This window comes from Prochlorococcus marinus str. MIT 9211, assembly GCF_000018585.1.
GTDB classification, from domain to species: domain Bacteria; phylum Cyanobacteriota; class Cyanobacteriia; order PCC-6307; family Cyanobiaceae; genus Prochlorococcus_D; species Prochlorococcus_D marinus_B.
On the sequence record NC_009976.1, the window covers coordinates 431,017 to 456,294 of the forward strand.

Genomic DNA, 25,278 nt, shown 5'->3' on the forward strand with positions numbered 1-25,278 from the left:
TTAGAGGATTTTTAACCAAGTTAGGTTTTTAAATGCCAAAGTGTCTATGCCCTAGGTTCTGGTCATATGCCAGGAGACAAGACTCTCTATGAGTCGGTAAAAACTAATCTTGGCAATGAAAAAACGCGTTGCATTGGGGCAATTGATATCGGGACAAATTCAACGCATTTGTTAGTGGCATCAGTGGCAACTGATTTGCATACTTTTAGCATTGACCTTGCGGAAAAATCATCCACAAGGCTGGGAGAGAGGGACCCTGATTCTGGCAATTTGACGGCTGTTGCTATGGAAAGGGTTTTTGATGCTTTGAAGAGATTTAAGGATCTTGCCTTTAGCCATCAAGTCGAAGATTTAATTATTGTTGCCACTAGTGCTGTGAGAGAGGCTCCTAATGGAAGAGAATTTGTAAATCGACTTCAAAATGAGCTTGACCTAAATGTTGAGTTGGTTAGTGGTGCAGAAGAAGCAAGGTTAATTTATTTAGGTGTTCTCTCTGGAATGCCATTTGGAGACCGCCCTCATCTCTTGGTTGATATTGGAGGTGGGTCAACAGAAATGGTTCTCGCAGATGGACGAGATGCCAAGGCACTTACTAGCACTCGTGTTGGAGCAGTTCGTCTTCAAAGAGACTTTATTAATAATGAACCCATACCACCTGAAAGAAAAGAGTTTTTGCAGACTTTTATTCAGGGTTCTTTGGAGCCAGCTGCAACCAAAATCGCAAGAAGAATGAAGTATGGGGAGACTCCTGTAATGGTTGCGACAAGTGGTACTGCAATGGCTATTGGAGCAATAGCTTCTGAAGATGCCAATCCTTCTGTATTGAAATTACATGGATTTAAATTGACCAAGGATTCTTTGGATAAAATCATTTCAAGACTCTTAGTACTAAATCCTGAGGAAAGGAAAAAGTTACCTTCAATAAGTGATCGGCGTGCTGAAATAATTGTTCCAGGGGCTTTGATTCTTCAGACAATAATGGAGATGATGAAAGTGGAGGAGGTTGTTCTCAGCGAAAGGGCATTGCGAGAAGGTTTGGTAGTTGATTGGATGTTTAGGAAAGGATTGTTAGAAGATCGTTTTAGTTTGCAAGGAAGCATTCGGCAGCGTACTGTGCTCCATCAAGCTCAGAGATTTGCGGTTAATAGTTCGCGGGCTCAGAGAGTTTCCAGCCATGCTCTAGCTCTATATGACGATTCTCGTGGTGTTTTGCATCGGGACAAAGGTGAAGGTAGAGATTTGCTTTGGGCTGCAGCAATGCTTCATGCTTGTGGTCAACATATAAATCTAAGTGCTTATCACAAACACTCTTGGTACCTAATACGTCATGGAGAATTACTGGGCTATTCACATTCTGAGCATTTAATGATCGCAGCTATAGCTCGATATCATCGAAAGAGTCTCCCTAAAAAACGTCATGATGCTTGGCAAGCCTTGGGTAGCAAAGAACAACGGAAGATTGTTTCTGAAATGGCACTTTTACTTCGTTTGTCAGTTGCTGTAGATAGACGCCCTCAACCAGTAGTTGCTTCTATAGATGTTGCTTCCGAAGAGAATAAAGTTACTATTAAACTTATTCCAGAACAATCAACTCAAAGCTTAAGTTTAGAACAGTGGAGCTTAAGCAATTGCATCCCATTAGTAAAGAGTTTAACGGGAGTAGAATTAAAGATTTTATTGGATTAATTTTTTGAAGTTTCTTTGCTAGAGGGTGAAATTACACTGCCATCGTAAGGGATTATTCTGTAGCGATATTTAGTTATTAATTTTGGCATTGAAACTACTATCAATAAAGTTATTAGGGATATTCCGGAAAGAGTTAATAGTTTTGGGATAGTTAACAGATGTTGGATTTCTTTTTTGGAATCATTTGAATGTTGAGGTGGAGACTTTAATAAAGTGTCTTCTAAAACCCCTTCTTTTTCAATTTTTTTCTCCACTCCAAGCTTCTCAGAGATTCTTCGAATCATTCCTTTTATAAAAACTTTTTCGGGTAAGAGGTCTTCTTGCCCATTCTCTATTGCGATAATTTGTTCTTCTCCCATCCTAAGAATTTCTGATAATTCCTTTGAGGATATATTTTTACTCTGTCTAGCTTCTTTTAAAAGCTTACCAACCCTTTCAAGAGATGGCTTAATAGATAGATCTATTTTTTGATTACTGTTCTGATCTTCAATATTTTTCACTATATGAAGAAACTTTTTTCTAAATCTAGCGCAGAGAATTAAGTTTGGCGAAAAAGATGTTTGTGATCAGGGCTATATAACCTTGAACGTCTTTTATTGGGGTTTAATGCTGGGCTAATTATATAAAGAGTAGTTCTGAAAAGCCCTTTCTTTTTTGAGACGGATGCCATTTTTCTTAGAGGAACTATTGTTAGCCATTCGTCTTGCCAGCTAACCCTATAGCCAATTGCTACAGGGGTATCATCTGAATAGTACTTTAATAATGTTGCTTGAACTTTATCTACATGTCTAGCACTCAGATAAAGGCAAAGCGTAGCTTTTAGGGATGCTAAATTCTCTAGTTTTTCATTCTCAGGTATAGCTGTTCTACCTTCTGTTCTACTAAGAACAATTGTTTGCACAACTCCAGGGATTGTAAGTTCTTTTTGTAATGCACAGGCTGTTGCTTGATAAGCACTTATCCCTGGGATTACTTCGACTTCTATTCCGGCTTCAGCAAGGGAACATATCTGCTCTGAAATAGCACCAAAAAGGTTTGGATCACCATCATGTAGGCGGACAACTTTTTTCCCTTTTTTGGTTTCTTTTATAAGTAAAGGAATAATTTCTTCCAGGGTTAAAGAACTAGTTTTTATCTTCTGGCAGTTTTTTGGTGCAAGTGCTGCTATTTGAGGAGAGATTAAAGAATCGGTCCATATTAAAATTTCTGCTTTTTGTATTCGATCTAATGCACGAACCGTAAGTAGATCTGGTGCTCCAGGCCCTGCACCAACTATTGAGAGCAGATTCATTGATGCTTTCTCCCTATAATGCCTAAACTAGGAAGCTTCTTTTTCCTTTGATATATCCAAAAAAGACCTAGTAACCCAAGGCCAAAAAGTATTGTGCTAATTAATTGAGCTATACGAATTCCTCCTATGCAAAAAGGTGGAACACCTCCAAGACAAAGTGGATCTGTCCGAAGCCCTTCTATCCAAACTCTCCCTAGGCTGTAGATAATGGCATATACACAACTCAATGACCCAGAAGGCAGTTTAAGTTTCCCTTTGATGCTGAGCCTGATTAAAGAAATCAAACAAAGAAAAAGCAGAATATTCCAAATAGACTCGTATAGAAATGTAGGGTGAAAATAATTGTTGTCTAAAAAGAATTCAGGTCTATAAGGGTAAGGAATAAATAATTTCCATGGAAGATCAGTTGGTAATCCAAAGGCTTCGTTGTTAAAAAAATTACCCCATCGACCAATAGCTTGACCTAATGCAACTGATGGAATAAGTACATCAAGAACATCCCAGAAATCTTCTTGCTTTAATCTGCAGAAAATTAAGATAGCAATTGTTCCTGCAAGTAAAGCACCATGAATAGCAATACCACCTTGCCAAACTTTAATAAAGGTAGGTATTGATATGGTTAATCCAAAAGCTTGTATAGAGCTCCAGAAATTAGACCCACTATAGTTTCTCCATTCAAAAATTACATAATATGCTCTTGCTCCAATAATTGAAGAAATAACAAGTATTGGAAGTAAATCGTTTATTAGATTTTTTGATAACCCTTTTATTGAAGCAAGCTTATTTGATAGATTTAGACCTATTAAAACGGCAAAAGCAATTAATAAGCCATACCACCTTAGAGTAAAGAAACCAACCTTTAATAGTTCTGGACCTGGGGACCTAAAGGTCGCAAAATAGGCTTCCATTTCTTTGATTGATTATTAAAATAATCTAATTAAATGCCCTCTGCAGCCTGAACTTTCTCAACTTGCTTCTTCTTGAGAACAAGTAATATCTGAGTTAAAGCAACACCGCAGAAGAAAACTATTAAACCTAAAACCCTTCCTGGACTTTGAAGAACAACCTCTGCATCTAGTTGTCCAAAACCACCTGCATTAGGATCATTTGTAAGAACTTCACCTTGCTCTATTTCATCGCCTTCCTTCACAATTACTGTAGGGCCTACAGGAATTGACTCACTAACCAATTCTCCTTCTTTGGTTTGAATTGTTATATTTGAAGACCCATCATCGTTAAGATCTATAGATGAGATTGTTCCCGCTTTTGAAGATGTGAAAATTGAGTTGTTACTTTTTTCTCCCGTTGGATAAACCTGTCCCCTACCTCTATTGCCTCCGACATGAATCGAATATTTGCCAAAGTGAATATCTTTATTGGTAGCAGGATTGGGTGAAAGTATAGGGAATACGATTTCTTTGTTTTGATCACCCGGTAAGGGACCTACAACGATAATATTTTCTTTGTCTTCGCTGTATTGAGTGTAGTAAACACCACTAGTTTCTTTCTTTATTTGATCATTCCAGCGATCTTGGGGCGCAAGTTTGAAACCATCTGGAAGCATAACCAATGCACCAACTTGAAGAGGTACTTTGCTGCCATCTACTCCAATCTCTTGAGTCCCTTTTTTGTACGGGATTTTTACTGAGGCTGTGAAAACACTGTCTGCAGCTACCGATTGAGGAAGTTCAACTTGAGTGGGCATCTGAGCTAGGTGGCAGTTTGCACAGACCAACTTCCCTGTAGCTTCTCGAGGGTTTTCATAATTCTCTTGTGCCCAGAAGGGATATGCCCAACTTGAAGATGGCATAAGAATTAAAGAAAAGCCTATAAGAAGAGAGCTTAGAAAGAGTGTGAAAATTCGACGCATGATCAGATTGTAGAAGCTAAATGGAGCGAAATTTATAGAAGTTTTATGTCCACCAGGGTTTTTCCCCGGTTCGGAAGTCAGTTTCTGCCCATTGACTAACAAAAACTTTGTCATCTTCTACATCGATATGGGCTAAAGCTAATGATAGTGGTGCAGGACCTCTTACAACCTTTCCATTAGCATCGTATTGACTACCATGACATGGACAAATATATTTATTCGCTCCACTGTTCCAAGGGACAACACACCCTAAATGAGTGCAGATTGCATTTATTCCAAAGTTCCCAATTGCTTCTGATCCTTCAACAATTAAATATGTTGGATCACCTTTGAGACCTTGGACAAGACTTCTATCTCCTGCAGGATGATTAGAAAGCCAGCCACTTGCAGTTATTGGGTTGCCAAGTTCGTCTTTTGCAGAAGTTCCACCTCCACCTCCACCAGCTCGTAAAGGCATGAAGTAATTGGCTACTGGATAAAGTGCGCCTAATGCGACGCCAGTTGCAGTCCCAAATGTAAGTAGATTCATGAACTGCCTGCGACCCATTGAGGGCACATCGCTAGGAGTCATTTGTGTCATGCCTGATGTTCTAACAGTCCTTATTGATAACTATTATGTACTGCCATGGTCCAGTAGTGCTTTTTAAATACAGGGATCTCAATGATTTGATTTTTTAAATGAGCTTTGGGCCCCCAGAAAATTCCTTGAAATCTTTGAGTGTCAGAGAGGTGCTGACACTTATAAGAGGTCATTGGGGAGTCAGTTACGACCTCAGGCTTGTCATAAGAGGTAATGGTATTTATTTGCATATCATGTGGGCATATCTTGAACAAAAGTCTTTCGGCCTTACAGAGGAAGAATACTTGCAATCACTTGCTTATGTTATTGATGTGGTTAATCGATTAGGTCAGGCTTCAGTGGTTAGAAACTGGTTATTGAATTGTTCTTCAAAGCCTAGGCTTGGTAAAGCTATTAGTTTGAAGCTGAAGGGGGAAAAGGAGGTTTTGAAGGAATTCGTTCTCTGAATTGCGTACTCAGGAGTACAAGAAGAACACCTACAAAAAACAACGCTGTTATAGAGCCTGCAAGTAATAACATTGTTATTGGATCAGTTGAGGGAGTTAAGACTGCACCGGCAACTGCGGATCCCATTAATACCCACCTCCATGCGCCAATCATTTGCTTCCAGTTGATAAGACCAAATATTCCTAAGAGCAGTTGAAGTATTGGTAGTTGAAATGCTAGCCCTGTCCCAACCATTAGTAATAGAACAAAATCCAAATAACGTTCAATTGACCAAAGTGGTTCAACTACGTCTGCTCCATAGCTAACTAAGAACTTTAATGCTGCAGGAATTAAAGCCCACCAAGCAAAAAATATTCCTGCTATGAATAAAATTGCTGACCCAGCAACAGCAGGAGCAATTAATTTCTTTTCTGGTTTTGTTAGTCCAGGTAAAATAAATCCAAGAAGTTGGAAAATTAAATAAGGGAGAGCAATAGTAAGACCTGAGTATCCAGCAACTTTTACGGATACAAAAAGAAATTCTCCTGGTGCAAGTTGTAAAAATCGAATAGAGCCTGCAGGAGCTTCTAGTAAACGAACTAGGGGCTTTACAAATATCAGGCTTAATACTGCAGAAGCAACTATCGAAATTATACTTTTAAGAATTCTTTGCCGTAATTCTTCTAGATGATCAACAAAAGGCATTTTTAAGTCATTATCAACTTCACTTTCTATGGCTTTGCTTTTCAATGGAGTTGCCATAGAGATTGGCCAGATTTGACTCTTAGTTTTTTCAGGTTGTTTCAGAGAATCCTAAGAAACTCCAAGTTGATCTTAAGAGATGCTAAGTGATTTGGGAAAATAGAGCCATCAACTTAAAATCTGTTCTTTGTCATTTATCTCTAAACAATCGAAATTTTTTTTGAGTTTAGATTTATCTATATAAGGCAATCTTTTTCTCTTTGAACCTAGCTACTATCTTTTTTTGATATTCCTTGAAGGATTTGTTGGGTCGGGGAGTAAAAATGGTGGACATTCATTTAGGGACGATTCGCCATATAGTTCGTACTCTCTATAACCCCCCATTTTCCCATTTGTTTTCATCAATGCACTAATGAAAGCTAAGAGAAGGAAAACGGTTGGGGCACCAATAATTAGCGCAGCTGCGAAGATGTAGCCAACTAAGAATTCTGGGAAAGTATGATTGCCAAGAAATTCATGCGTGCCAAGTAGAAATTCAAACATTTCACTCGTACTAACTGGGTGCTGATGATAGAGCATTTTGGGCGTTTGCTGTAGCTCTTTTGAAATGATCTTCGCCGTTTAATGGATTCCCCCAAAGAATTTTTCCGCCTTTATGCTTTACCGTTCCAGGGATTGCGCCTTTTAGTTTTTTAAGCTGGTTTGTTTGAGCCATAATTATAGGAACTTTTTTATTTAGCTTTGCTCGACTAAAAAAAGCAGCGAGATCAGCACCCATTTGCAAATCATTTTCTTCATAGATTCCATTTGATGCTTTCATGACTACATGGCTGCCTGGACATTCTTGTGCATGAAACCATATATCCCCCTTTCGAGATTCTTTGAGGCTAATAAGCTCATTCTGCCGGTGATTTCTTCCAATTTGTATTGACAAGCCACTAGGGCTAATTAATTCAAGTATTAGAGATGGTTGAACTATTGAATTTGTAGAAGAAGCTTTAATTTGAGATCTGAATAAGTGCTTTTCAAGCTCATCTTTTAATTCGCTTATTGCTTTTATTTTTTCTGAATTATTTTCACATTGGCTTGAAGTGATTTCGTTAAGAAAAAGTTCGCTTTCATTAATAAGATTAAGTTTTTTTGTGTGGTGATTGATTCTCTCGATTAGGACAGACTCAGAACGCCTCATTTTCTTCGCCTTCTGATAAAGGTCCTGGGCTTCCTTGACTTGATCTTTGCTTGGTTTTTGAGAACAAAGGATTTTATCTGCTTGTCTTTTTATAAGATCATTTTTAGGAATATTTTCAAGTAGATATTTTTGTTTTTTCATCTGAGTCTCTTCAGATTCCTTTATTTTTAGAAGCTTCTTATTAAGCCCACTGGACAACTCCTTAAATCTTTTTAATTCTAATTTCGTACGATAGTAATAGCCAAGAGCAAGACTGACTTCTTTTAATTCTGATGAGGCATCATTATTGTAGTTCCATACTTTATAAGCCGTTGGCCCTTCAAAGAATATAGAGTAAGTTTCTTTTTCTATATGATCTAACCAAATCAGCCATCTTTTGTAGAGAAGGTGCCATGTTTCCTCGGAAATTTCCTTAACTGAAAGATTTATAATCTCTTTGGCTAATTCTTTTTCTTCACTAGCCAATTGAAGTAGTAAAGAAGGGCTAACCCCTTGAAAATTTTGCAAAAAAGCATCCTTTAGTTTGATAGGTACTAGGCAAAGTCTTTCCTTCCAGTGGAGAAATGATTCATTTTTATCTGGTTTTACTCCTCTTGGCTGGGGTGGCTGGATATATGGATCACCCGTGCTAATGGGTCTTAATCGAGATTGGTGATTACGGATTTGCCTACCAAGAGTTATTGTCTTGCGTTCTTTATTAAGCATAAAGAAATTACTGTGCCTTCCCATTAATTCGAGGATTAAAAATCTTTGTAATTTTTGATTTGGTCTTAATGCAAAGCCAAATTCTATTATTCGTTCAAACCCTTCTTGCTTTAGTTCGATCAATGCCATTTGTCGAAGTCCATGATTAATTTGCTTTGCTAGTGTGCTTTCTCCAAAGGATCTGGGAGGAGAGTTTATTTCTACTAACCTTGCCGAGGATGCATCCCAGCTGAGTTCAACCCAGACAACGCTTGTTACTGTGCGGAAAGATAATTGCAATGTATTTGCTTCTACTTGTTGAGCTTTCTCGAAACGACTTGGAATTATTTTTGTACGCATATCAACCATTACAGCCTTGAGACTGGTCAGGTCCATTATTTGTAGCAGTGAATTGTCCATTGAATTAGCTTGGACAGTAATCGCAGGGAATTTTTGGCTTTGCGATTAATTCATAGATAATGTTATGACTTCAATGAGCTCTCTTATTGTAATTACAGGTCCAAGTGGAGTTGGTAAAGGAACTTTAGTAGAAAAGTTACTTGAAAGAAATAGTTCACTTTGGCTTTCTATATCTGCAACTACTCGCTCCCCAAGGGAAGGGGAAGTTGAGGGTAAAAACTATTTCTTTTTAGAACCTAAAAGGTTTAGCGAGGTGAAAGAACAAGGTGGCTTTCTTGAATGGGCAGAATTTGCAGGAAATTTCTATGGAACGCCTAAAAAACAAATTGATGAAAAGATTTCCCAAGGTAAAAAAGTCTTGCTTGAAATCGAACTCGAAGGAGCTCGCCAAGTTAGAAAAAATTGTGATAAATCATTCCAAATATTCATAGCTCCTCCTAGCTTTGAGGAACTTGAGCAAAGAATTAGAGGTAGGGGAACTGATTCTGAGAACGCTATTAAACGGCGCTTGGCTAGGGCAAAAGAAGAAATAAATGCAATAAAGGAATTTGATGCCGTGGTTATAAATGACCACATTGAATTGGCTCTATTAGAAATAGAAAGACTTGTTAAAGCTTCTTAATTCTTGAAAAGTTCTTATAACCCTGGATGGAACAGAAGGTCTGGAACGAAACGATTCCATTCAACAAGTATACCTGCAGTAAGAACAATCCAAATGGTTGCTACTACTGGGGCAGATCTGAACCATTTTGTTGAGAATAGTTTGAACATTAGATGTGGGTTAGTAAATTTTAATTAGGAGTGTGGATCTGAAAAGATATTGAACTTAACGAGGGCCATTTAGTGTGATGTTTTCGTCTTTTTCTCTTAGCTCACCACTTCTGCCCTGCTTATTGGCTTCTAATGGCCATGCTGCACCCTTACGGAGGCACTCCCTTGCCAAAGCAAAGTCAATGATTATTTCGTTTTCTGCTGGGTTTTTTGTAAGTTTTGAAGCTCTTAGGTACTCCCTACCTGACCAGCCAATGATCCCAGCTATATAGATAAAGATGTGGGCTGGAATTAGTACGTCACCTTCATGGTGACGGTTGGCCAAAGCGCCAAAAGGTTCAATGGTTGCAGCAATAATCAAGTGAGGAAGTCCATCATCTCCGCATGATGCTTTGCTATAGCGTTCAAACCTAGCTATATCTTTGGCGGTTGATGCACTACTTGCTCGTTCTTGGAAACGAGCATTGTCTGCGCATAGGGTAAGACCATTGGCAGTAAATTCAGTGCTACCCCTGTCAGCGTTAACAGCTTCACCAGCTGCATTTACTACAGGTGCTAAACCTAGAAGAAGGAAAGCGGATAGCAGAATTGAGAAGAGACGACGCATTAGTTCGAAGCCTTTTTTAACCTGACTTTTTAGAAGCAGGATTTCACATTACCTAAGTTAAATGAGATACGACCAAATGATGCAAACTGTACTTGCCCTCGAAACAAGTTGTGACGAGACTGCCGTTGCATTAGTCCAATTCGAAGGTGGAAAATTCCGTGTAATTGCTAATTGCATTGCCTCTCAGGCTGATGAGCATTCAAAATGGGGGGGAGTAGTTCCCGAAATAGCCTCTAGACGACATCTGGAATTAATGCCTTTTTTAATTAAAGAAGCATTGATTGAGGCGAAAACAGGCTTTGAAAGTATTGATTTAATAGGAGCGACTGTGGCTCCAGGGCTTACAGGGGCTTTGTTGATTGGATCCTTAACGGCAAGAAGTCTTGCTGCTCTTCACGGGATTCCTTTCTTTGGTGTGCATCATTTGGAAGGACACCTTGCTTCTGTTTTGCTTTCTGATGAAGTCCCAACCCCTCCTTTTTTGGTTCTATTGGTTAGTGGTGGTCATACAGAACTTATAAGAGTAAACAAAAATTTTGATTATCAACGTCTTGGGCGAAGTCATGATGATGCAGCGGGGGAGGCTTTTGACAAGGTGGCAAGATTATTGGGCCTGAGTTATCCAGGTGGACCTTCAATTGAAAAAATTGCTAAAGGAGGTGACCCTAGAAGATTTTCTTTCCCTAAGGGAAGGGTCTCCAACCCAGGAGGAGGCTATTACCCATATGATTTCTCTTTTAGTGGTCTTAAAACAGCTGTATTGCGTCAGGTCGAGAAGCTTAAAAAATCGGATATCGATCTTCCCTTGAGTGATCTTGCTGCAAGTTTTGAGCAGGTAGTGGCAGAAGTGCTTGTTGAAAGAAGTCTGAAGTGTGCCGAAGAGCAAGGTATCGACTCTTTAGTAATGGTGGGAGGTGTGGCTGCAAATCATCGATTGAGAGAGCTAATGATGACCAGTTCGAAGGATATTTCTCTGAAAGTTTATTTGGCATCAAAATCTTTTTGCACAGACAATGCAGCAATGATTGGTACTGCAGCATTGCTTCGCTTGATTTCTGGCGGTAGTCCTAGTTCTATGGAATTGGGTGTTTGTGCTCGTTTAGGCCTTGAAGAGGCTTCTCGTTTGTATGACGACCAGCCTCCTTTTTGACACTTTCTTTCGAATTTTTTTGGATCGCTAGAATATTGATATGAATTCTCGAAAAAAGCCAAGTATTGCAAACTCTGCTGAGCCTGTCAGTAAGCAAGAGTTGAATTCATGGAAACGAGGGTTTACTCCTCAAGCTGAGATTTGGAATGGAAGGATGGCAACTATTGGACTTATTTTGGGAGTAGGTACTTTAGTTCTAGTAAATTTCTTTTTCTAGCTTGAAAATATCGAAATTCCTTTTGAAAAATTTAAATTTAAGTTTAGAAGACAGCAGAGAAGCCTTTAGTGTTTGTGGCTCATATAGATGGTGGCTCACAAGAAAGATTGGTTGTGAGCAAAGAAAATTGCTTTTTATTGGTTTAAATCCTTCCAATGCAAATTCTGTAAGAGATGATCCAACTCTTAAAAGGCTTATAGGTTTTTGTAGATCGTGGAAATATGGAAGTCTTATTGTTGTGAATTTATTTGCAAGAATCGGAAAGTCTCCATCAATACTCAAGTTTTGTGCTGATCCAGTTGGATTTGAAAATAATTCTGAGCTTAAATATAGAGCTTCGTTATGGGCAAATAATTCAGACTGGGATTTATGGCTTGGGTGGGGTGCTAATGGCGTTTTTAAACAAAGAAATCTAAAAGTGCTTGAATTATTGGCAGAATATTCACATATTCGTTTTGATAACTTCCCAAATTCTTTAGGGCCATTAGCAATAGGAGTAACTAAGGGAGGTCACCCAATGCATCCTCTTTATTCGTCTAAACGCAAACTTTTAAAAGCATTTGAGATTTGATAAAAACCTTTAATTATTTCTATAAAGAAAAAAGGAGCTAATTAGTACTACCATTTAATTATTGGAGGGGTTATATAAGTAAATATGTTGTTTGTTTTAATTGAGAGGTCTTTTAGAGAACTGTCCGTACAGGCTTTATATCAATGCACATGACTTTTTCAATGAAATTGATGAAATGAGTCGCAACATGCATTTTTGTGAGTGCGATGACTCCTGAGAGGCTAGGTCTACTTTGGGGTATCACAGTTTTTGCTGGTGCTGGGGCAAGGGTTTTGTCTGTGATATCTGGATTGCCAGGTGTTGTGCTATTGCTTTTGTCTGGCTTGTTGATTGGAAGATCAGGGCTTGGACTAGTTGAGCCACTCGATTTAGGCCAAGGTCTTGAGACAATTGTTGGTTTGTTGGTCAGCCTTGTCCTTTTTGATGGGGGGCTGAATCTTCGTTTGCCCGGGGGGACTATTAAGGCAACTGTTTTGCGTATCTCACTTATAAGGATTTTTATATCTTTTGCGGCTGTGCTGGTAACTGCTCATCTATTAGCCGGTTTGTCTTGGTCAGTATCGTCCGTATATAGCGCAATTGTTCTTGCAACTGGGCCAACAGTTGTAACTCCACTTGTTCAGCAGATTCGTCTTGCCTCTCCTCTGGGTGATGTCCTTGAAGCAGAAGGTTTGGTGCTTGAACCCATAGGGGCTGTTTTAGCTTTGCTTCTCCTTGAACTCCTTGTGGGCGATTTACATGGTCTTAGGGAAGTCGCTTTCGGTTTGTTAGCAAGGTTAGGAGGAGGCGTGATTATGGGCTTGTTTGCAGGGTGGATTCTTGCCGAAGCTCTTCAAAGAATTAAAACGGATGCTTCTTTAGGCATAAGGTTGCAATTGACTCTGGGCATAGTTTTTTTACTTTATGGTTTTTGTGAATGGTTATTACCTGAGTCAGGCTTGCCTGCTTCAGTCGCAGCAGGTTTCATAGTTGGTAGAAGGCAATCTATTGAAGTAGATCAGTTAGATCAATTAATTAGAGAGTTAGCCCAATTAGCAATCACAATGTTATTCCCATTACTTGCTGCAGATGTGTCATGGAGAGAACTAAGTCCTTTGGGCTGGGGTGGAATCAGCTGTGTTTTGGTCTTAATGTTAATTATTCGACCTGCAGCGGTAAGCCTTGCAACTATTGGACTGCCCTTGGATTTTAGGCAAAGATTGTTTTTGGGTTGGTTAGCTCCTAGAGGGATTGTCACTGCAGCAGTGGCTTCCCTTTTCTCTATTCGATTAGAACAAGCAGGAGTTTTGGGGGCAGGACGTCTTCAGGGATTAGTTTTCTTAACGATTTTGATGACCGTTGGCATTCAAGGTCTTACAGCTAAGCCATTGGCTAAAGGATTGGGTTTGTTGGCAAAACAAGAGCAAACTCCTTAAAAAGAACTATAAACATCTTTCTATTCTTGATTTGTCTTGGTTGATTTCTGAAAGAAGTATCCATGAATTAATTACATCAGGGCCTTGCAAGCATCCTAGAAGTGCTGCTCTGAGGCTTTTCATTATTAACCCTTTCTTAAACCCACCAAAAACTGCTGCATCATTAATTAGTTTTTTTGCATGCTCAACAGTTAATTTATTTATTTTTGAGGTATCTATTTGCTTTAAAAGAATTTTTAGAGAGTCTTTAGCACCTTCTATCTCTAATTGATTAATAGCATCTTGATTTAATAATGGGTCTTCAAAAAAGAAACGACTTTGTTCAACGCTGTCAGTCAATAGAGTCATTGAAGGTTTTATAAGTTCAATAAGCTTTAGAGACCATTCCAAATTAGGTAGATCCCAACCTTCTTTATTAAAGAGAGGCTCAACAGCTTTAAGAATTTCTTCAGAGGATGAGTCATGAATTGTTTGAGAGTTGAGCCATTTGAGTTTTTCCCAATCAAATTTTGCACCCGCTTTATTTACACGATCAAAATCAAATACTTTTGAAGATTCTTCAATAGTAAATTTTTCATCCATGCCATCCGGTATAGACCAACCGAGGAGAGTCATGTAGTTGGACATTGCTTTAGAGGTATATCCCATCTCCTTGAAATCACTTATGGAAGTTACGCCATCGCGCTTAGATAATTTTTTGCCTTCAGCATTAAGAATTAATGGGGTATGGGCAAACTTTGGGAGTGTTAGTCCAAGTGCCTTATAAAGAAGTATTTGTTTCGCTGTATTGGCAATATGGTCTTCTCCTCTAATGACATGCGTAATGCCCATATATCCATCATCTATCACTACAACTAAGTTATATAGAGGGTCTCCAATCTCATTGGCTGGAGCTCTTCTGGCAATCACCATGTCTCCACCAAGATCTTTCCCTGTCCAATTCATTGGTCCCCGAACAAGGTCATTCCATTGGATGGATTCATTATCATCAATACGAAAACGAATAACAGCAGTTCTGCCTTCAGATAAAAAGTTTGACTCTTCTTCTGTACTTAATGACCGGTGCCTGTTGTCATACCTTGGGGGCTTATTTCTTGACTTTTGCTCTTCTCTCATTGCAGCAAGCTCTTCTTCGGTTGTGAAGCACCTATACGCAAGGCCTTTTTCAAGTAAGTATTTAATTGCTTCGCGATGCTGCTCAATACGATTGCTTTGAATTATTGGTTCTGCGTCCCAAGTAAGGCCAAGCCAATCAAGACCTTCAAGAATATTTTCTTTGTACTCCTCTTGCGACCTTTCTTTATCAGTATCTTCTATGCGAATAAGAAAGCTGCCATTATTTTTTCGGGCAAACAACCAATTGAATAAAGCTGTTCTTGCTGTGCCTATATGTAACTTCCCAGTTGGGCTAGGAGCAAGTCTTACTTTTATTGCCAAGGCTTTTTTCAGATCTGGATACGGGACCGACGGGATTCGAACCCGCAACTTCCGCCGTGACAGGGCGGTGCTCTAACCGGTTGAACTACGGTCCCAAGTTTTATAGGACTAGCCTATATGTCTTAGGAATGACCAAAGAAGTATCAATGTATAACATGCCTCCCGTCAAATTGGACAAAAGGTATGAATAAAAGGCTTCTAGGGTTTTAGAAATTGTCATCTTAAGGAATTTAAGTATGACAATTCCTTCTGAATCAGGGACGAAACCCTGCAGGTTCAATCAGTCTGACTTGGTTGCCGCGAGCAGTGAATTCTCTGCCTTGATCACTTTGGACAACAACTCTGCCGCCGGATTTGACTCGAATAACACGGGCTCTGACCCAGCCGAGAGCAGCTGACTCAAGAACTTTTACGACATCACCAGGTTGAAGATCTAACTCCATTCTCAGAACTAAGAAACTGCTGTAAGGGTGATCGAACGCGCCGTGGAGGACTTGAACCCCCGACATCAGGTTTTGGAGACCTGCGTTCTACCAACTGAACTAACGGCGCATTTTAGATGCCCTAGTACCAAAGTTGCGACAATGGTATTTGGATTGAACGAGGTCGAGACCTCAGCGATCGAAGCGCTGCTTGACGCGAGTGGCTTTGCCAACACGTTCGCGCAGATAGAAAAGCTTCGCTCTTCTAACTTTACCGCGACGCTCGACTTTTATTGAGGCGACCTGAGGGCTATGTACCATAAAAACTCTTTCAACCCCTACACCTTGAAAGATTCGCCTAACAGTAATGGTTTGGTTTATGCCCCCGTGACGTTTTGCAATAACCACACCCTCATAAGGCTGAACGCGTTCTTTGTTCCCTTCACTTATGCGAACTCCTACTTTGACGGTATCGCCTACGTAAACTTCTGGAACTTTGTCTTTCTGTTGTGAAAGCTCAAACTCTTTAATTAGATCTTTAGTTTCACCCTTTTGGTTATGAGTTTTTAAACCAGAAGAAGAGCTTGGTTTCTTTTCTTTGGGTGAATCACTCTCTGGTGGACTTGTTAGTCCACCACTGCTTGATTCCTCTGTTGAAGAGGTATTTTGTAAATCAGCAGTCATCCGAACCTTTTAATTTATTTGCCGAAAAACTATTGTAACTCTTCACAAATCATTCTCCTCAGGCATTTGCTCTTTTTTCTTAAGTTTTAGATTTTAAAAAACCGATTTACCTCCAGCTTTTAGGGCCCATTTAACTCCAACAGTACTAGGTAAGAGAAAACCTGCTTCTCATTGAAGCCCTTTTTCTTTCTTATTTACCAGGACGTATAGATTAACTATTGATATCTTGAAATCAGCTTTAAGGAAACTCCTTTTTGGGAGACTTGGCTTATTAGAAATCTTTGCCTTTTATCGGAATGTCAAAACTTTTTGCAGATTTGCTTTCATCTGGTGCTTTAGGCAAGCAGATCAATCAAGGGCCGCGTATTCAGCAAAGACGAGGTGTGGAAATAAAATCCTCTAGAGAAGTGGCAATTATGCGTAAGGCTAGTCAAATAGTGGCAACAGTTCTTCGAGAGATCAATGAAATGGTTGAACCTGGTCAATCCACTAAGGATCTTGATAAATATGCAGAGACTAGGATAAGAGAAATGGGAGCTGTGCCGAGCTTTAAGGGGTATCACGGATTCCCCGCAAGTATTTGTTCAAGTATTAATAATGAGGTTGTTCATGGGATCCCAAGTTCTAAGAAGATTATCAAGCGTGGGGATCTTTTGAAAGTAGATACTGGAGCTTATTTTGATGGCTATCATGGAGATAGCTGTATCACTATTTGTGTTGGAGATGTATCGGATGAAGCAAAACAACTAAGTAGAGTAGCTCAAGAATCTTTGATGGCAGGGCTTGCTCAGATAAAACCACAAAATACTCTTTTAGATATAGCAGGTGCTATTGAAGACCATGTCAAAGCACACGGATTTAGTGTTGTTGAAGATTACACAGGCCATGGGGTTGGCAGGAATCTACATGAAGAACCATCTGTATTTAATTTCAGGACAACTGAATTACCCAATATTCAATTACGCTCGGGGATGACATTAGCCGTCGAACCTATATTAAATGCAGGTAGTAAAGCCTGCAGAACACTAAAAGATGGATGGACAGTAGTTACAAAAGATAATAGTTGGTCTGCTCAATGGGAACATACAATTCTAGTTACAGATGATGGATGTGAAATTTTAACTGATAGAACAAAGTAGTCATTGATTATCCCTGCACTATTTAATTAATATCGCCTTTATTCTTAAATAAATTAAAATACATTGCTCTAAAGAATTCGTTTAGAGGTACCAAAAAATAAGTTACAGGGTTTGGCGTAACAATAATTAGATTCAAACTAAGACTTGCTTGGTTGATTATCTGGCCTGCCACCCAGTCTGGACTCATTAAACCTAAAGGATTTAATTCGGAACGAAAAGGGCCAAGGATAAGTTTGCGAATTCTTAAATTAGATCTTTGCGTTTTAGTTATTGAACTCCCCTTTAAACTAACAAGTTGGCCAATTAATCGCTTGGTAATTTCATATACAGGACTTAGTGCAGGCTGAATCTCTGCTTCAGAAGTATTGATCCAAATTTCGTTTTTCTTAGACGAATGATTGTTATTCAGACAGATATTTTCAAAGCGCTGAAATAGTCTCCATGAACTAAGTGCATTGATTTCAAGTGATTCATTGATATCTTTTGACTCACAACTTCCACCAGGGTTTATTCCATGGTTCAGAATAAGAATGTCTAGACTTGCCAGCACTTTGTCAAGCTTTACTTCCTGTCCACATTCCCATTGAACCCATTCATTGGGAGAGGTAATTGAATTCTTTTGATGTGATATAGATCTGTGACTTAGTCCTATAACAAAAGCCCCTTGCGATCTAAATTTTTTTGTTAAGGCAATTCCAAGACTTCCTCTTGCTCCAGTGATTCCTATTCGGCGATTAGCCCATGGATTAATTGGATGGGTTTTATTGGAGGAGGAGTCTTGAGATTCATTAATCATTTTGAAATAAAGATGCTTATCTTCATTAGAGAAAACTCTGAATCTCTAATAGTAATAAATATTCTTAGCCAGATTATTCCATAGAACTAATTCTTGATACCAAAGCATTTTCCCTATTGCTTTTTTAAAAAGTTGATTGTCGACTAAGATTGATAATTATATATTTTGAGTAGGTAGGCAACTCGGTCATGGGCAAGACCTTAATGATCGGATCATGTGAACCGTTTAGTGGTAAGTCGGCACTGGTTCTCGGCATTGGAAGGTATTTAAAGAATTTAGGCAAGTCAGTACGCTTTGGGAAGCCTCTTGCTACAAGCTTTGAGCATGAGGTCACAAATGAATCAAAATTAATTCCTTTAGTTGATGATGATGTTCGTTTTGTAGGGTCATTTCTTGATTTGTCTGAAGATCAGTTAATACCTTCATTACACTTGTTGTCTGCAGAAACTGCGGATAAACGACTGGCAGCATCCAGATTGGAATCAGCTCAAGAGTTTGAAGTAATAAAAAAGACTCTTAATTCAAACTTTGAGGGCTTAAACATCCTTGAAGCTGCTGGTAGTCTTCATGAAGGCCTCTTATATGGCTTAAGTCTTGTTCAAGTTGCTAAAAACTTAAATGCAAAGGTCTTATTAGTTCATCTTTGGGAAGATAGTCGAAGTGTAGAACCTTTATTGGCTGCAAAAGCGCAGTTGGGAGAAAATTTAGCTGGAGTTGTTCTAAATGCTGTAACGCCAGATGATTTAAATACTCTGAAGGGAGAAGTGGTTCCAGCTTTGGAAGCTTTGGGGTTTGATGTTTTTGGTGTTATGCCTCGCTCTCCTTTGCTTAGAAGTGTAACTGTGGAAGAGTTGGTAAGGAGACTTAAAGCAAGGGTAATTTGTTGTGAAGATAAAATTGAGTTGATGGTTGAAAACCTAAGTATTGGAGCTATGAATGTTAATTCTGCTATGGAATTCTTCCGTAAGAGGCGCAATATGGCTGTGGTAACTGGTGCTGATAGAACTGATATACAACTTGCAGCATTAGAGGCCTCCACTCAGTGTTTAATACTCACAGGTGCTGGGGAGCCTTTACCTCAATTGATAAATAGGTCTGAAGAGTTGGATGTTCCTTTGTTGAAAGTTGATACTGATACCCTTTCCACCGTTGAAGTTATTGAACAGGCATTTGGCCATGTAAGACTTCATGAAACTGTTAAAGCTAAATATGCTTTTCGATTGGTTCAGGAACATTGTGATTTGGATCGCCTTCTAGAAACTTTGGGAATTTCTTTTTAAGCTCATGATTACTGCTAATTTCAAATCACCTTTATTGGGATGCCCTTGAGTCGCTCCCTTGATATCCCCCCACTTGGCCGAATTGACACTTTGGCCCAGGAATTAGCCTTATTGCAAGATAAGGGAAAAAGAAGAATAGCTTTTCTTGGAAGTAGACATGTACCTGTTGTGGCTATTCACTTAGTGGAGTTGATGGCTAGGTCTTTAGCGCAAGAGGGACATTCATTAATCACCTCTGGCTCTCAAGGTGTAAATGCTGCTGTTATTCGAGCTGTTTTAGAAGTCGACTCTTCTTTGCTAACCGTTCTGCTTCCTCAGAGTCTCGACCGCCAAACTCCAGAAATACGCGATTTGCTAGGGCAAGTTTTGCATTTGATTGAAAAGGCTGATAATGATTATCTCTCTTTGCCAATGGCAAGCAGCCTCTGTAATCAGGAAATAATTACTCGATGTGACCAGTTGATTTGCTTTGCATTTCATGACAGCGAGACTCTATTAAGTAGTTGCCATAGCGCTGAAGATATGGGGAAAATTGTTAGCTTATTGTTTTTTGATTGAATCTTGCATATTGCAGGAAAAATAAATTAATTTAAAAGAATAGCTCTCTTGAGAATGATTTTATTGGGATTATCTCGCTCTTTTTTGTAGTCTTAGAGGAATAATTTATTTTTTATGGCAAGCACTTATTCTTTTGATGTCGTTTCTGATTTTGACCATCAAGAATTGGTTAATGCAATTGATCAATTAAAGAGGGAGATCAGCCAAAGGTATGATCTAAAAGAATCCAACAGTGAAGTTGAACTAGAAGAAGAAAAAATAATTATAACTACTTCTAGTGACATGACTTTGCAAGCAATCGAAGGGGTGCTTCTTCAGAAAGCAACTAAAAGAAAATTATCTTTAAAAATATTTGATTTTCAACCATCTGAAACATCCTCTGGTAACAGAGTCAGGCAAATTGTGAATCTGCGTAAGGGACTTTCTCAAGATATGGCGAAGAAACTGAGTAAAGCTGTTAGAGACCAATTAAAGAAAGTAACAGTTTCTATTCAGGGTGATAGCTTGAGAGTTACAGGAAAAAGTAAAGATGATTTGCAGTCTGCGATAGAAATCTTTAGGAAGAAAGAGGAAGAGCTAGATATTCCTCTTCAATTTGAAAATTATAGGTAAGTTTCTTTTGTTAAAAAGAATTTTTAAGAATTATTTCTTGATTTTTTTAGCGTATAAATTTCCTCTAATCTTATAGAACTACTTTTAAAACTAATTTGACTACAGATCAGATAATCAATCAACTAACTATTAATGCCTTAGAGATCATTGGTAAATCTAGGAATGAAATAGAGAGAACATGTTGGGTTGTTGTGCATGAATATTGCAATGGTGCTAAACCTTCAGAATATGATATTAGAGAAATTGACGAGAGCCTTTATCTCAAAGTGCTAGAGAGGGTTAAAGGACAACTTTGATTTTAATTTCCTTGGATTGCTTACTTAGGTTGAAAAAAATCACACAAACAGTCAGATAAAGATATCCTTTAAGAATTCAAAAGATCTCATGACTAATCCTATTCGAAACGTAACCCCTGGGGGATCAGGCGGAGCAGCAACTTTAATGCTGATCCTTTCTTTTACAGGGATTCTCCTACTGACTCAGGCTTTATTTATAGTTCCAGCTGGTCAAGTTGGTGTGGTAACGACTCTAGGAAAAGTGAGCGGAGGCTCTCGAAGACCTGGACTGAATTTCAAGATTCCTTTTGTCCAGTCTGTATACCCATTTGATGTTAGGACTCAAGTTCAAGATGAGAAATTTAGCTCCCTAACTAAGGATTTACAGGTGATTGATGCTAATGCGACTGTTAAATATGCTTTGAAACCAAGTGAAGCTGGCCGAGTCTTTAGAACTATTACTTATAGCGATAGGGAGGTTTACTCAAAAATAATTAAACCCTCTTTGCTTAAAGCACTAAAATCTGTCTTTTCTCAATACGAGCTGGTAACTATTGCAAGCCAGTGGAGTGATATTTCAGAGTTGGTAGAAAAAACTGTTTCAGAAGAATTAAGCAAATTTGATTATGTCGATGTTCAGGCTCTTGATTTAACAAATTTAAAAATTGCTGATGAATATAAAGCGGCTATTGAGCAAAAACAGATAGCAGAACAACAACTTCTTAAGGCTCAAACAGAAGTCAAAATTGCTGAACAGGAAGCTTTGAGATATGAAACTCTTACTAGGAGTTTAGATGATCAGGTCTTATTTAAATTATTCTTGGATAAGTGGGACGGTAAAACACAAGTAGTACCTGCACTTCCAGGTAGTAAGGCTGGAACCCCACCAGTAATTGTTGGTGGCAAAAGGTAATTAATTTAATTCGTCAGACAATTTCTGAAAAGCTAGCTTCAAAAGCTTTTATGGTTGTTTCAATATCATCATTAGAGTGGGCTAATGATGTGAACCCAGCCTCAAAGGCGCTTGGAGCTAAATAAATTCCTTTCTCAAGCATGGCCCTGTGAAGTTTGCCAAATAGCTCTGCATTTGTCTGCTTAGCTTCTTGGAAATTTCTCACAGGGCCTTCGCATAGGTAAAAACCAAACATTCCACTAATAAAGCTTCCTGTAATAGGGATACCTGCTTTCTTGGCAGATTCACAAATTCCATTGATTAATCGTTGAGAAAGGCTCTCTAATCTTTCATAGGTGCCTTCTTGCTTAAGGAGTTCTAGCGTTTTTATTCCTGCAGTCATTGCAAGGGGGTTCCCGCTTAGAGTGCCAGCCTGATACATAGGCCCTGCCGGAGCAACCATTGACATAATTTCTTTGCGACCACCATATGCACCTACAGGTAGACCTCCGCCAATAACTTTGCCCATTGTGGTTAGATCTGGTGTTACCCCAAATCTTTCTTGGGCGCCACCGTAGCTAATTCTGAAGCCTGTCATCACCTCATCAAAAACAAGGAGAGACCCATTCTCTTTGGTAAGTTCTCTCAGCCCCTCCAAGAAACCTGGTTCTGGGGGTATAAATCCAGCGTTCCCAACTATTGGCTCAAGGATTACTCCAGAAATTGCATCAGGATTTTCTGCAAATAATGCTTTAACAGCTTCTAAGTCGTTGTATGGAGCTGTAAGAGTGTTTGAAGTTGTGCTTCTTGGAACACCAGGTGAGTCAGGTAGACCAAGTGTGGCGACTCCAGACCCTGCCTTTACTAAGAACATATCTGCGTGTCCGTGATAACAACCTTCGAACTTTATTAACTTGTCCCTGCCTGTAAAGGCCCTCATTAGCCTTAAGACTGCCATGCAAGCTTCTGTACCGCTATTAACAAAACGGACCATCTCCACGCTTGGTACAGCCTCTATGACCATCCCTGCAAGTTTGTTTTCTAATTCGCAAGGGGCACCAAAGCTTGTTCCTTTCTCAAGGGCTTCTTGAAGTGCAGCAATTACTTCTGGATGAGAATGGCCGCATATGGCCGGCCCCCAGCTCCCTACATAGTCAATAAATCGATTGCCATCAAGATCCCATGCATATGGTCCTTTAACTCGGTCAAATACAATTGGATCTCCATTGACCGATTTGAAAGCTCGAACTGGAGAACTCACTCCACCAGGCATTAGATCCTGTGCAGCATTAAAAACTGCTTGAGAGAGATTTGTGTTAAACGCGTTTGTCACGGCAACTAATCAAATGGGCTGCTAACACAGTTGGCCATAATGGCCTAAAACAGTCCGATTCGTCTCGTAATTGTTTTTTTGTTCTAAATCCCATGGGTAAATTTGTCTATTTTTGAACGAAAAACGATACATCTCTTTAGCATAAGAAGCATTGGAATCACTGCATTCATAGAGATATGATGAATTTTTTATGGTATGAAAACAAACATTAAGTTGGATGTATCAAATAGTGTGATGATTTGAGAATAGATCCTCATAAGCCTCCAGAAATCTATTTTATTGACCCTATGAAGAAAGAAAGAAAGAAAGATTTGTTTGTGAAGGTGCCTCTATAGAAAAAAATCAGGTTCTTCATTACTCTCTTGCGACGGCCAATCGATTTCGACAAGGACTGGAGCGTGATCACTTGGCTTAATATTTCCTCTTGATTTTTTATGAATTACACAACTTTTAGAATGATTAATAAGTTCTTTTGAGAGATATATGTGATCGATCCGCCAGCCTCTATCCCGATCCCAAGCGCCGCTTCGATAGTCCCACCAACTCCAATGATTTGTACCCTGCTCGAAGATTCTAAAAATATCTTCAAGCCTTTCCCCTAAAAGCTTTCTTAGTGCTTTTCTCTCGGGCTCGCTAGCCATGATTCCTCCTGATAAACGATTAGGGTTGTGTATATCTTTATCTTCTAGTGCAATATTAAAATCACCTAAAAGACATATTGGCTCATCTCTTTCTGACTGACAATCCAGATAGTTTTTTAAGCAATTTAGCCATTGAAGCTTATATTCATATTTGTCTGAAGTTAATGAAGAACCGTTAGGAACATATACATTTATAATCCTCACACCATTTAATAAAGTACTTATAACTCTTTTTTGTTCATCTAGATATTGTGCTTCTGGGTTATTTGATAATTCTCCACTCATTCCAAAACGAACATCCTTAAGTGGTGACTTACTTATCAGAGCTACACCATTATAAGCTTTTTGACCAAAGAAACTTAGATGATAATCCTTATCTTCAAAGATCTTTGTGGGAAAAGATGCATCTTCAACTTTTGTTTCTTGTAGGCAAAGTAAGTCTGGGTTGACTTCGGAAAGGAATGCTTCAACTTGACTTATTCTTGTTCGAATTGAATTTACATTCCAAGTAGCTATAAGCACAATCTAATAACGTTATATATATTGGTATAATCTAGCTATATTTTCTGGGTTTGATGGCTGCTCTAATGAAAGTCTTCTTGGTAAATATTTATAGATTTTTTTGTATTGGTTTTCCGATACTTCTTGTTGCAGGATCTAGAGATATATTCCCTCAATATAAAATTTTTTCTTTGGCGGAATTTGATCGCCTTGATGAAGAAAGAGGAAAGGTAGAAAAAAGCTTTGAGGATTCCAATAAGCCTGGCATGCCTTCAGGCCCTTTAGAATTAATGAATGTTCTAAGAAGAGCTACTGCTATGGATGGAGCGACTAGTCCTTCAGATGCTCTGGATGAGGCGATACAAGCTTTTGAAAACGCAGATAAGGAGGATACGGCTTTACCTTTAAATTGATCTTCTTTGTGAAGACTCATCATCTCGCTAGATTTTTAGCTTGGTCAGGTAAATATTAGTTATGAGAGATCATCCAATCCCACCAGTTACAGAACCCTTGCAATATCGGGCAATAGGTATTGTTAGAGGAATATATAAACCAGAAGATTCAAAATGCTTTACTAAAGGTTGCTTAGTGGATGAGCAAGGTGAAGTAATAGAAGCGGTTGTTCTTGGAAGGATGATGAATCTTATGAAACGTTATCTTTTGATGGAATCTCCCCACCTTTGGGTCGTTTATCCACGCTGTAGGGATTCAGACCATTTGCACCTTCAAATTAGTGGGATTTGGGAGCCCAGTACCTTGAGATCTTCTACAAAAGATAAACCTAATTCAATGGTTTCTAATAATGGCATTGCCATTCCACTTGATAAAGTTGAGGAAGGAGATAATTATTTCTCTATTAGAGGTGAGTTGATTTATACAAAGCCAGAAAGTAATGATTTAGTTATTAAAGTGAGACAAAAGATCAAATCGAATGGTGATAGACCTTTTCCTTTTAAGCTTCGGTTAAAAGGTACTATTCCTTTGGAATCTTTAAGAACTTTTGTAAGCTTGGATGTTCGTAGAAAAGGCCAATTGCTTCATCTGGAAAATCACGAAGTGATTGCTCCAGTTCCAACTAGAGGTGGTAAGCACAAGAGCAAAGGGTTATCTTTAAACAAAAACAAATAGT

31 protein-coding genes and 2 tRNA genes are annotated in these 25,278 nt (G+C 38.8%); 15 read left to right on the forward strand and 18 right to left on the reverse strand.

From position 1 onward, the window contains the following. Nucleotides 1-66: 66 nt before the first annotated feature. On the forward strand, nt 67-1,686 hold the full coding sequence (locus P9211_RS02290) for a Ppx/GppA phosphatase family protein (RefSeq protein WP_012195012.1): 1,620 nt from the start codon (nt 67-69) through the stop codon (nt 1,684-1,686). Here the strand turns inward: P9211_RS02290 and P9211_RS09065 are convergent. Genes P9211_RS09065 through petC form a run of 5 tightly spaced genes read right to left on the reverse strand, consistent with a single transcriptional unit; the run spans nt 1,683 to nt 5,427 of the window. Beyond that, complete coding sequence (locus P9211_RS09065) at nt 1,683-2,186, reverse strand: helix-turn-helix domain-containing protein (protein WP_012195013.1); 504 nt, start codon at nt 2,184-2,186, stop codon at nt 1,683-1,685. The genes P9211_RS02290 and P9211_RS09065 overlap by 4 nt on opposite strands. Before the next feature lie 38 nt (nt 2,187-2,224). Continuing rightward, nucleotides 2,225-2,977, reverse strand: coding sequence for a precorrin-4 C(11)-methyltransferase (gene cobM, locus P9211_RS02300; RefSeq protein WP_012195014.1), 753 nt, complete (start codon nt 2,975-2,977; stop codon nt 2,225-2,227). Beyond that, complete coding sequence (lgt, locus tag P9211_RS02305) at nt 2,974-3,885, reverse strand: prolipoprotein diacylglyceryl transferase (protein ID WP_012195015.1); 912 nt, start codon at nt 3,883-3,885, stop codon at nt 2,974-2,976. Before lgt ends, cobM begins: the two co-directional genes overlap by 4 nt. 29 nt (nt 3,886-3,914) lie before the next feature. After that, nucleotides 3,915-4,847, reverse strand: a complete 933-nt coding sequence (gene petA, locus P9211_RS02310) for a cytochrome f (protein WP_041391033.1) — start codon at nt 4,845-4,847, stop codon at nt 3,915-3,917. 43 nt (nt 4,848-4,890) lie between these two features. After that, nucleotides 4,891-5,427: a cytochrome b6-f complex iron-sulfur subunit gene (petC, locus tag P9211_RS02315; protein WP_012195017.1), complete on the reverse strand. Its 537-nt coding sequence runs from the start codon at nt 5,425-5,427 to the stop codon at nt 4,891-4,893. Nucleotides 5,428-5,525: 98 nt separating this feature from the next. On the opposite strand from petC, the gene P9211_RS02320 reads away from it, so the two are divergent. Then, nucleotides 5,526-5,873 carry a DUF3067 family protein gene (locus P9211_RS02320; RefSeq protein ID WP_041391035.1) on the forward strand — a complete coding sequence of 116 codons (348 nt, stop codon included), beginning with the start codon at nt 5,526-5,528 and terminating at the stop codon, nt 5,871-5,873. On the opposite strand, the gene tatC is transcribed toward P9211_RS02320, so the two are convergent. The 3 genes from tatC to P9211_RS02335 form a co-directional block, all read right to left on the reverse strand. Then, nucleotides 5,821-6,615, reverse strand: coding sequence for a twin-arginine translocase subunit TatC (gene tatC, locus P9211_RS02325; protein ID WP_012195018.1), 795 nt, complete (start codon nt 6,613-6,615; stop codon nt 5,821-5,823). The genes P9211_RS02320 and tatC overlap by 53 nt on opposite strands. A 213-nt stretch (nt 6,616-6,828) precedes the next feature. Further along, entirely contained in the window at nt 6,829-7,098 is a 270-nt protein-coding gene (locus P9211_RS02330) for a hypothetical protein (protein WP_041391420.1), read from the reverse strand. 10 nt (nt 7,099-7,108) lie between these two features. Further along, the gene (locus tag P9211_RS02335; RefSeq protein WP_012195020.1) at nt 7,109-8,848 is read right to left on the reverse strand and encodes an Rqc2 family fibronectin-binding protein; all 1,740 of its coding nucleotides are present in this window, start codon (nt 8,846-8,848) and stop codon (nt 7,109-7,111) included. Nucleotides 8,849-8,912: 64 nt separating this feature from the next. Between P9211_RS02335 and gmk the strand changes: the two genes are divergently transcribed. Further along, nucleotides 8,913-9,470 carry a guanylate kinase gene (gmk, locus tag P9211_RS02340; protein ID WP_012195021.1) on the forward strand — a complete coding sequence of 186 codons (558 nt, stop codon included), beginning with the start codon at nt 8,913-8,915 and terminating at the stop codon, nt 9,468-9,470. Between the two features lie 14 nt (nt 9,471-9,484). Here gmk and psaJ read toward each other — a convergent pair whose 3' ends face one another. Next, entirely contained in the window at nt 9,485-9,619 is a 135-nt protein-coding gene (gene psaJ, locus P9211_RS02345) for a photosystem I reaction center subunit IX (RefSeq protein ID WP_012195022.1), read from the reverse strand. A gap of 55 nt (nt 9,620-9,674) precedes the next feature. Next, entirely contained in the window at nt 9,675-10,226 is a 552-nt protein-coding gene (locus P9211_RS02350; RefSeq protein WP_012195023.1) for a photosystem I PsaF protein (subunit III), read from the reverse strand. A 79-nt stretch (nt 10,227-10,305) separates the two neighbouring features. Between P9211_RS02350 and tsaD the strand changes: the two genes are divergently transcribed. The 4 genes from tsaD (at nt 10,306) to P9211_RS02370 (ending at nt 13,579) form a co-directional block, all read left to right on the forward strand. Continuing rightward, a complete protein-coding gene (gene tsaD, locus P9211_RS02355) occupies nt 10,306-11,376 on the forward strand; it encodes a tRNA (adenosine(37)-N6)-threonylcarbamoyltransferase complex transferase subunit TsaD (protein WP_041391037.1) in 1,071 nt (356 codons plus the stop codon). A gap of 40 nt (nt 11,377-11,416) precedes the next feature. After that, nucleotides 11,417-11,593 carry a high light inducible protein gene (locus P9211_RS02360; RefSeq protein WP_012195025.1) on the forward strand — a complete coding sequence of 59 codons (177 nt, stop codon included), beginning with the start codon at nt 11,417-11,419 and terminating at the stop codon, nt 11,591-11,593. 22 nt (nt 11,594-11,615) lie between these two features. Continuing rightward, entirely contained in the window at nt 11,616-12,164 is a 549-nt protein-coding gene (locus tag P9211_RS02365; RefSeq protein ID WP_143703325.1) for a DUF1643 domain-containing protein, read from the forward strand. A 206-nt stretch (nt 12,165-12,370) separates the two neighbouring features. After that, entirely contained in the window at nt 12,371-13,579 is a 1,209-nt protein-coding gene (locus tag P9211_RS02370; RefSeq protein WP_012195027.1) for a cation:proton antiporter, read from the forward strand. 6 nt (nt 13,580-13,585) lie between these two features. On the opposite strand, the gene gltX is transcribed toward P9211_RS02370, so the two are convergent. The 5 genes from gltX to rplS all read right to left on the reverse strand — a co-directional run bounded on the left by gltX (nt 13,586) and on the right by rplS (nt 16,122). Beyond that, entirely contained in the window at nt 13,586-15,016 is a 1,431-nt protein-coding gene (gene gltX, locus P9211_RS02375) for a glutamate--tRNA ligase (RefSeq protein ID WP_041391422.1), read from the reverse strand. Between the two features lie 21 nt (nt 15,017-15,037). After that, a tRNA-Asp gene (locus tag P9211_RS02380) sits at nt 15,038-15,111 on the reverse strand. 159 nt (nt 15,112-15,270) lie between these two features. After that, nucleotides 15,271-15,459 carry a hyperconserved protein Hcp gene (locus tag P9211_RS02385; RefSeq protein ID WP_006043540.1) on the reverse strand — a complete coding sequence of 63 codons (189 nt, stop codon included), beginning with the start codon at nt 15,457-15,459 and terminating at the stop codon, nt 15,271-15,273. Between the two features lie 36 nt (nt 15,460-15,495). Beyond that, nucleotides 15,496-15,568, reverse strand: a tRNA-Trp gene (locus P9211_RS02390). Between the two features lie 62 nt (nt 15,569-15,630). Beyond that, nucleotides 15,631-16,122 (reverse strand): 50S ribosomal protein L19, encoded by a 492-nt coding sequence (gene rplS, locus P9211_RS02395; protein WP_012195030.1) that lies wholly within the window; start codon nt 16,120-16,122, stop codon nt 15,631-15,633. A gap of 296 nt (nt 16,123-16,418) precedes the next feature. On the opposite strand from rplS, the gene map reads away from it, so the two are divergent. Continuing rightward, the gene (gene map / locus P9211_RS02400; protein ID WP_012195031.1) at nt 16,419-17,261 is read left to right on the forward strand and encodes a type I methionyl aminopeptidase; all 843 of its coding nucleotides are present in this window, start codon (nt 16,419-16,421) and stop codon (nt 17,259-17,261) included. A gap of 22 nt (nt 17,262-17,283) precedes the next feature. Here the strand turns inward: map and P9211_RS02405 are convergent, their stop codons facing one another. Further along, complete coding sequence (locus P9211_RS02405) at nt 17,284-18,057, reverse strand: SDR family oxidoreductase (protein ID WP_012195032.1); 774 nt, start codon at nt 18,055-18,057, stop codon at nt 17,284-17,286. A 188-nt stretch (nt 18,058-18,245) separates the two neighbouring features. Here P9211_RS02405 and P9211_RS02410 point away from each other — a divergent pair, with 188 nt between their 5' ends. The 5 genes from P9211_RS02410 to P9211_RS02430 all read left to right on the forward strand — a co-directional run bounded on the left by P9211_RS02410 (nt 18,246) and on the right by P9211_RS02430 (nt 21,695). Beyond that, nucleotides 18,246-19,337, forward strand: coding sequence for a phosphotransacetylase family protein (locus P9211_RS02410; protein ID WP_012195033.1), 1,092 nt, complete (start codon nt 18,246-18,248; stop codon nt 19,335-19,337). Nucleotides 19,338-19,376: 39 nt separating this feature from the next. Continuing rightward, nucleotides 19,377-19,895 (forward strand): hypothetical protein, encoded by a 519-nt coding sequence (locus P9211_RS02415; protein WP_012195034.1) that lies wholly within the window; start codon nt 19,377-19,379, stop codon nt 19,893-19,895. A 114-nt stretch (nt 19,896-20,009) separates the two neighbouring features. Then, nucleotides 20,010-20,507: a YajQ family cyclic di-GMP-binding protein gene (locus P9211_RS02420; RefSeq protein ID WP_012195035.1), complete on the forward strand. Its 498-nt coding sequence runs from the start codon at nt 20,010-20,012 to the stop codon at nt 20,505-20,507. A 95-nt stretch (nt 20,508-20,602) separates the two neighbouring features. After that, nucleotides 20,603-20,803 carry a hypothetical protein gene (locus tag P9211_RS02425; protein ID WP_041391039.1) on the forward strand — a complete coding sequence of 67 codons (201 nt, stop codon included), beginning with the start codon at nt 20,603-20,605 and terminating at the stop codon, nt 20,801-20,803. Nucleotides 20,804-20,891: 88 nt separating this feature from the next. Beyond that, the gene (locus tag P9211_RS02430; protein ID WP_012195037.1) at nt 20,892-21,695 is read left to right on the forward strand and encodes a prohibitin family protein; all 804 of its coding nucleotides are present in this window, start codon (nt 20,892-20,894) and stop codon (nt 21,693-21,695) included. 13 nt (nt 21,696-21,708) lie between these two features. Here the strand turns inward: P9211_RS02430 and hemL are convergent, their stop codons facing one another. Together hemL and xth are read right to left on the reverse strand one after the other, a co-directional pair. Next, nucleotides 21,709-23,007, reverse strand: a complete 1,299-nt coding sequence (gene hemL, locus P9211_RS02435; RefSeq protein WP_012195038.1) for a glutamate-1-semialdehyde 2,1-aminomutase — start codon at nt 23,005-23,007, stop codon at nt 21,709-21,711. 329 nt (nt 23,008-23,336) lie between these two features. Beyond that, on the reverse strand, nt 23,337-24,170 hold the full coding sequence (gene xth, locus P9211_RS02440; protein ID WP_012195039.1) for an exodeoxyribonuclease III: 834 nt from the start codon (nt 24,168-24,170) through the stop codon (nt 23,337-23,339). A 65-nt stretch (nt 24,171-24,235) separates the two neighbouring features. Between xth and P9211_RS02445 the strand changes: the two genes are divergently transcribed. Beyond that, complete coding sequence (locus tag P9211_RS02445; RefSeq protein ID WP_143703326.1) at nt 24,236-24,562, forward strand: hypothetical protein; 327 nt, start codon at nt 24,236-24,238, stop codon at nt 24,560-24,562. Nucleotides 24,563-24,623: 61 nt separating this feature from the next. Then, nucleotides 24,624-25,277 (forward strand): hypothetical protein, encoded by a 654-nt coding sequence (locus P9211_RS02450; RefSeq protein ID WP_012195041.1) that lies wholly within the window; start codon nt 24,624-24,626, stop codon nt 25,275-25,277. The last annotated feature ends 1 nt before the right edge of the window (nt 25,278 follow it).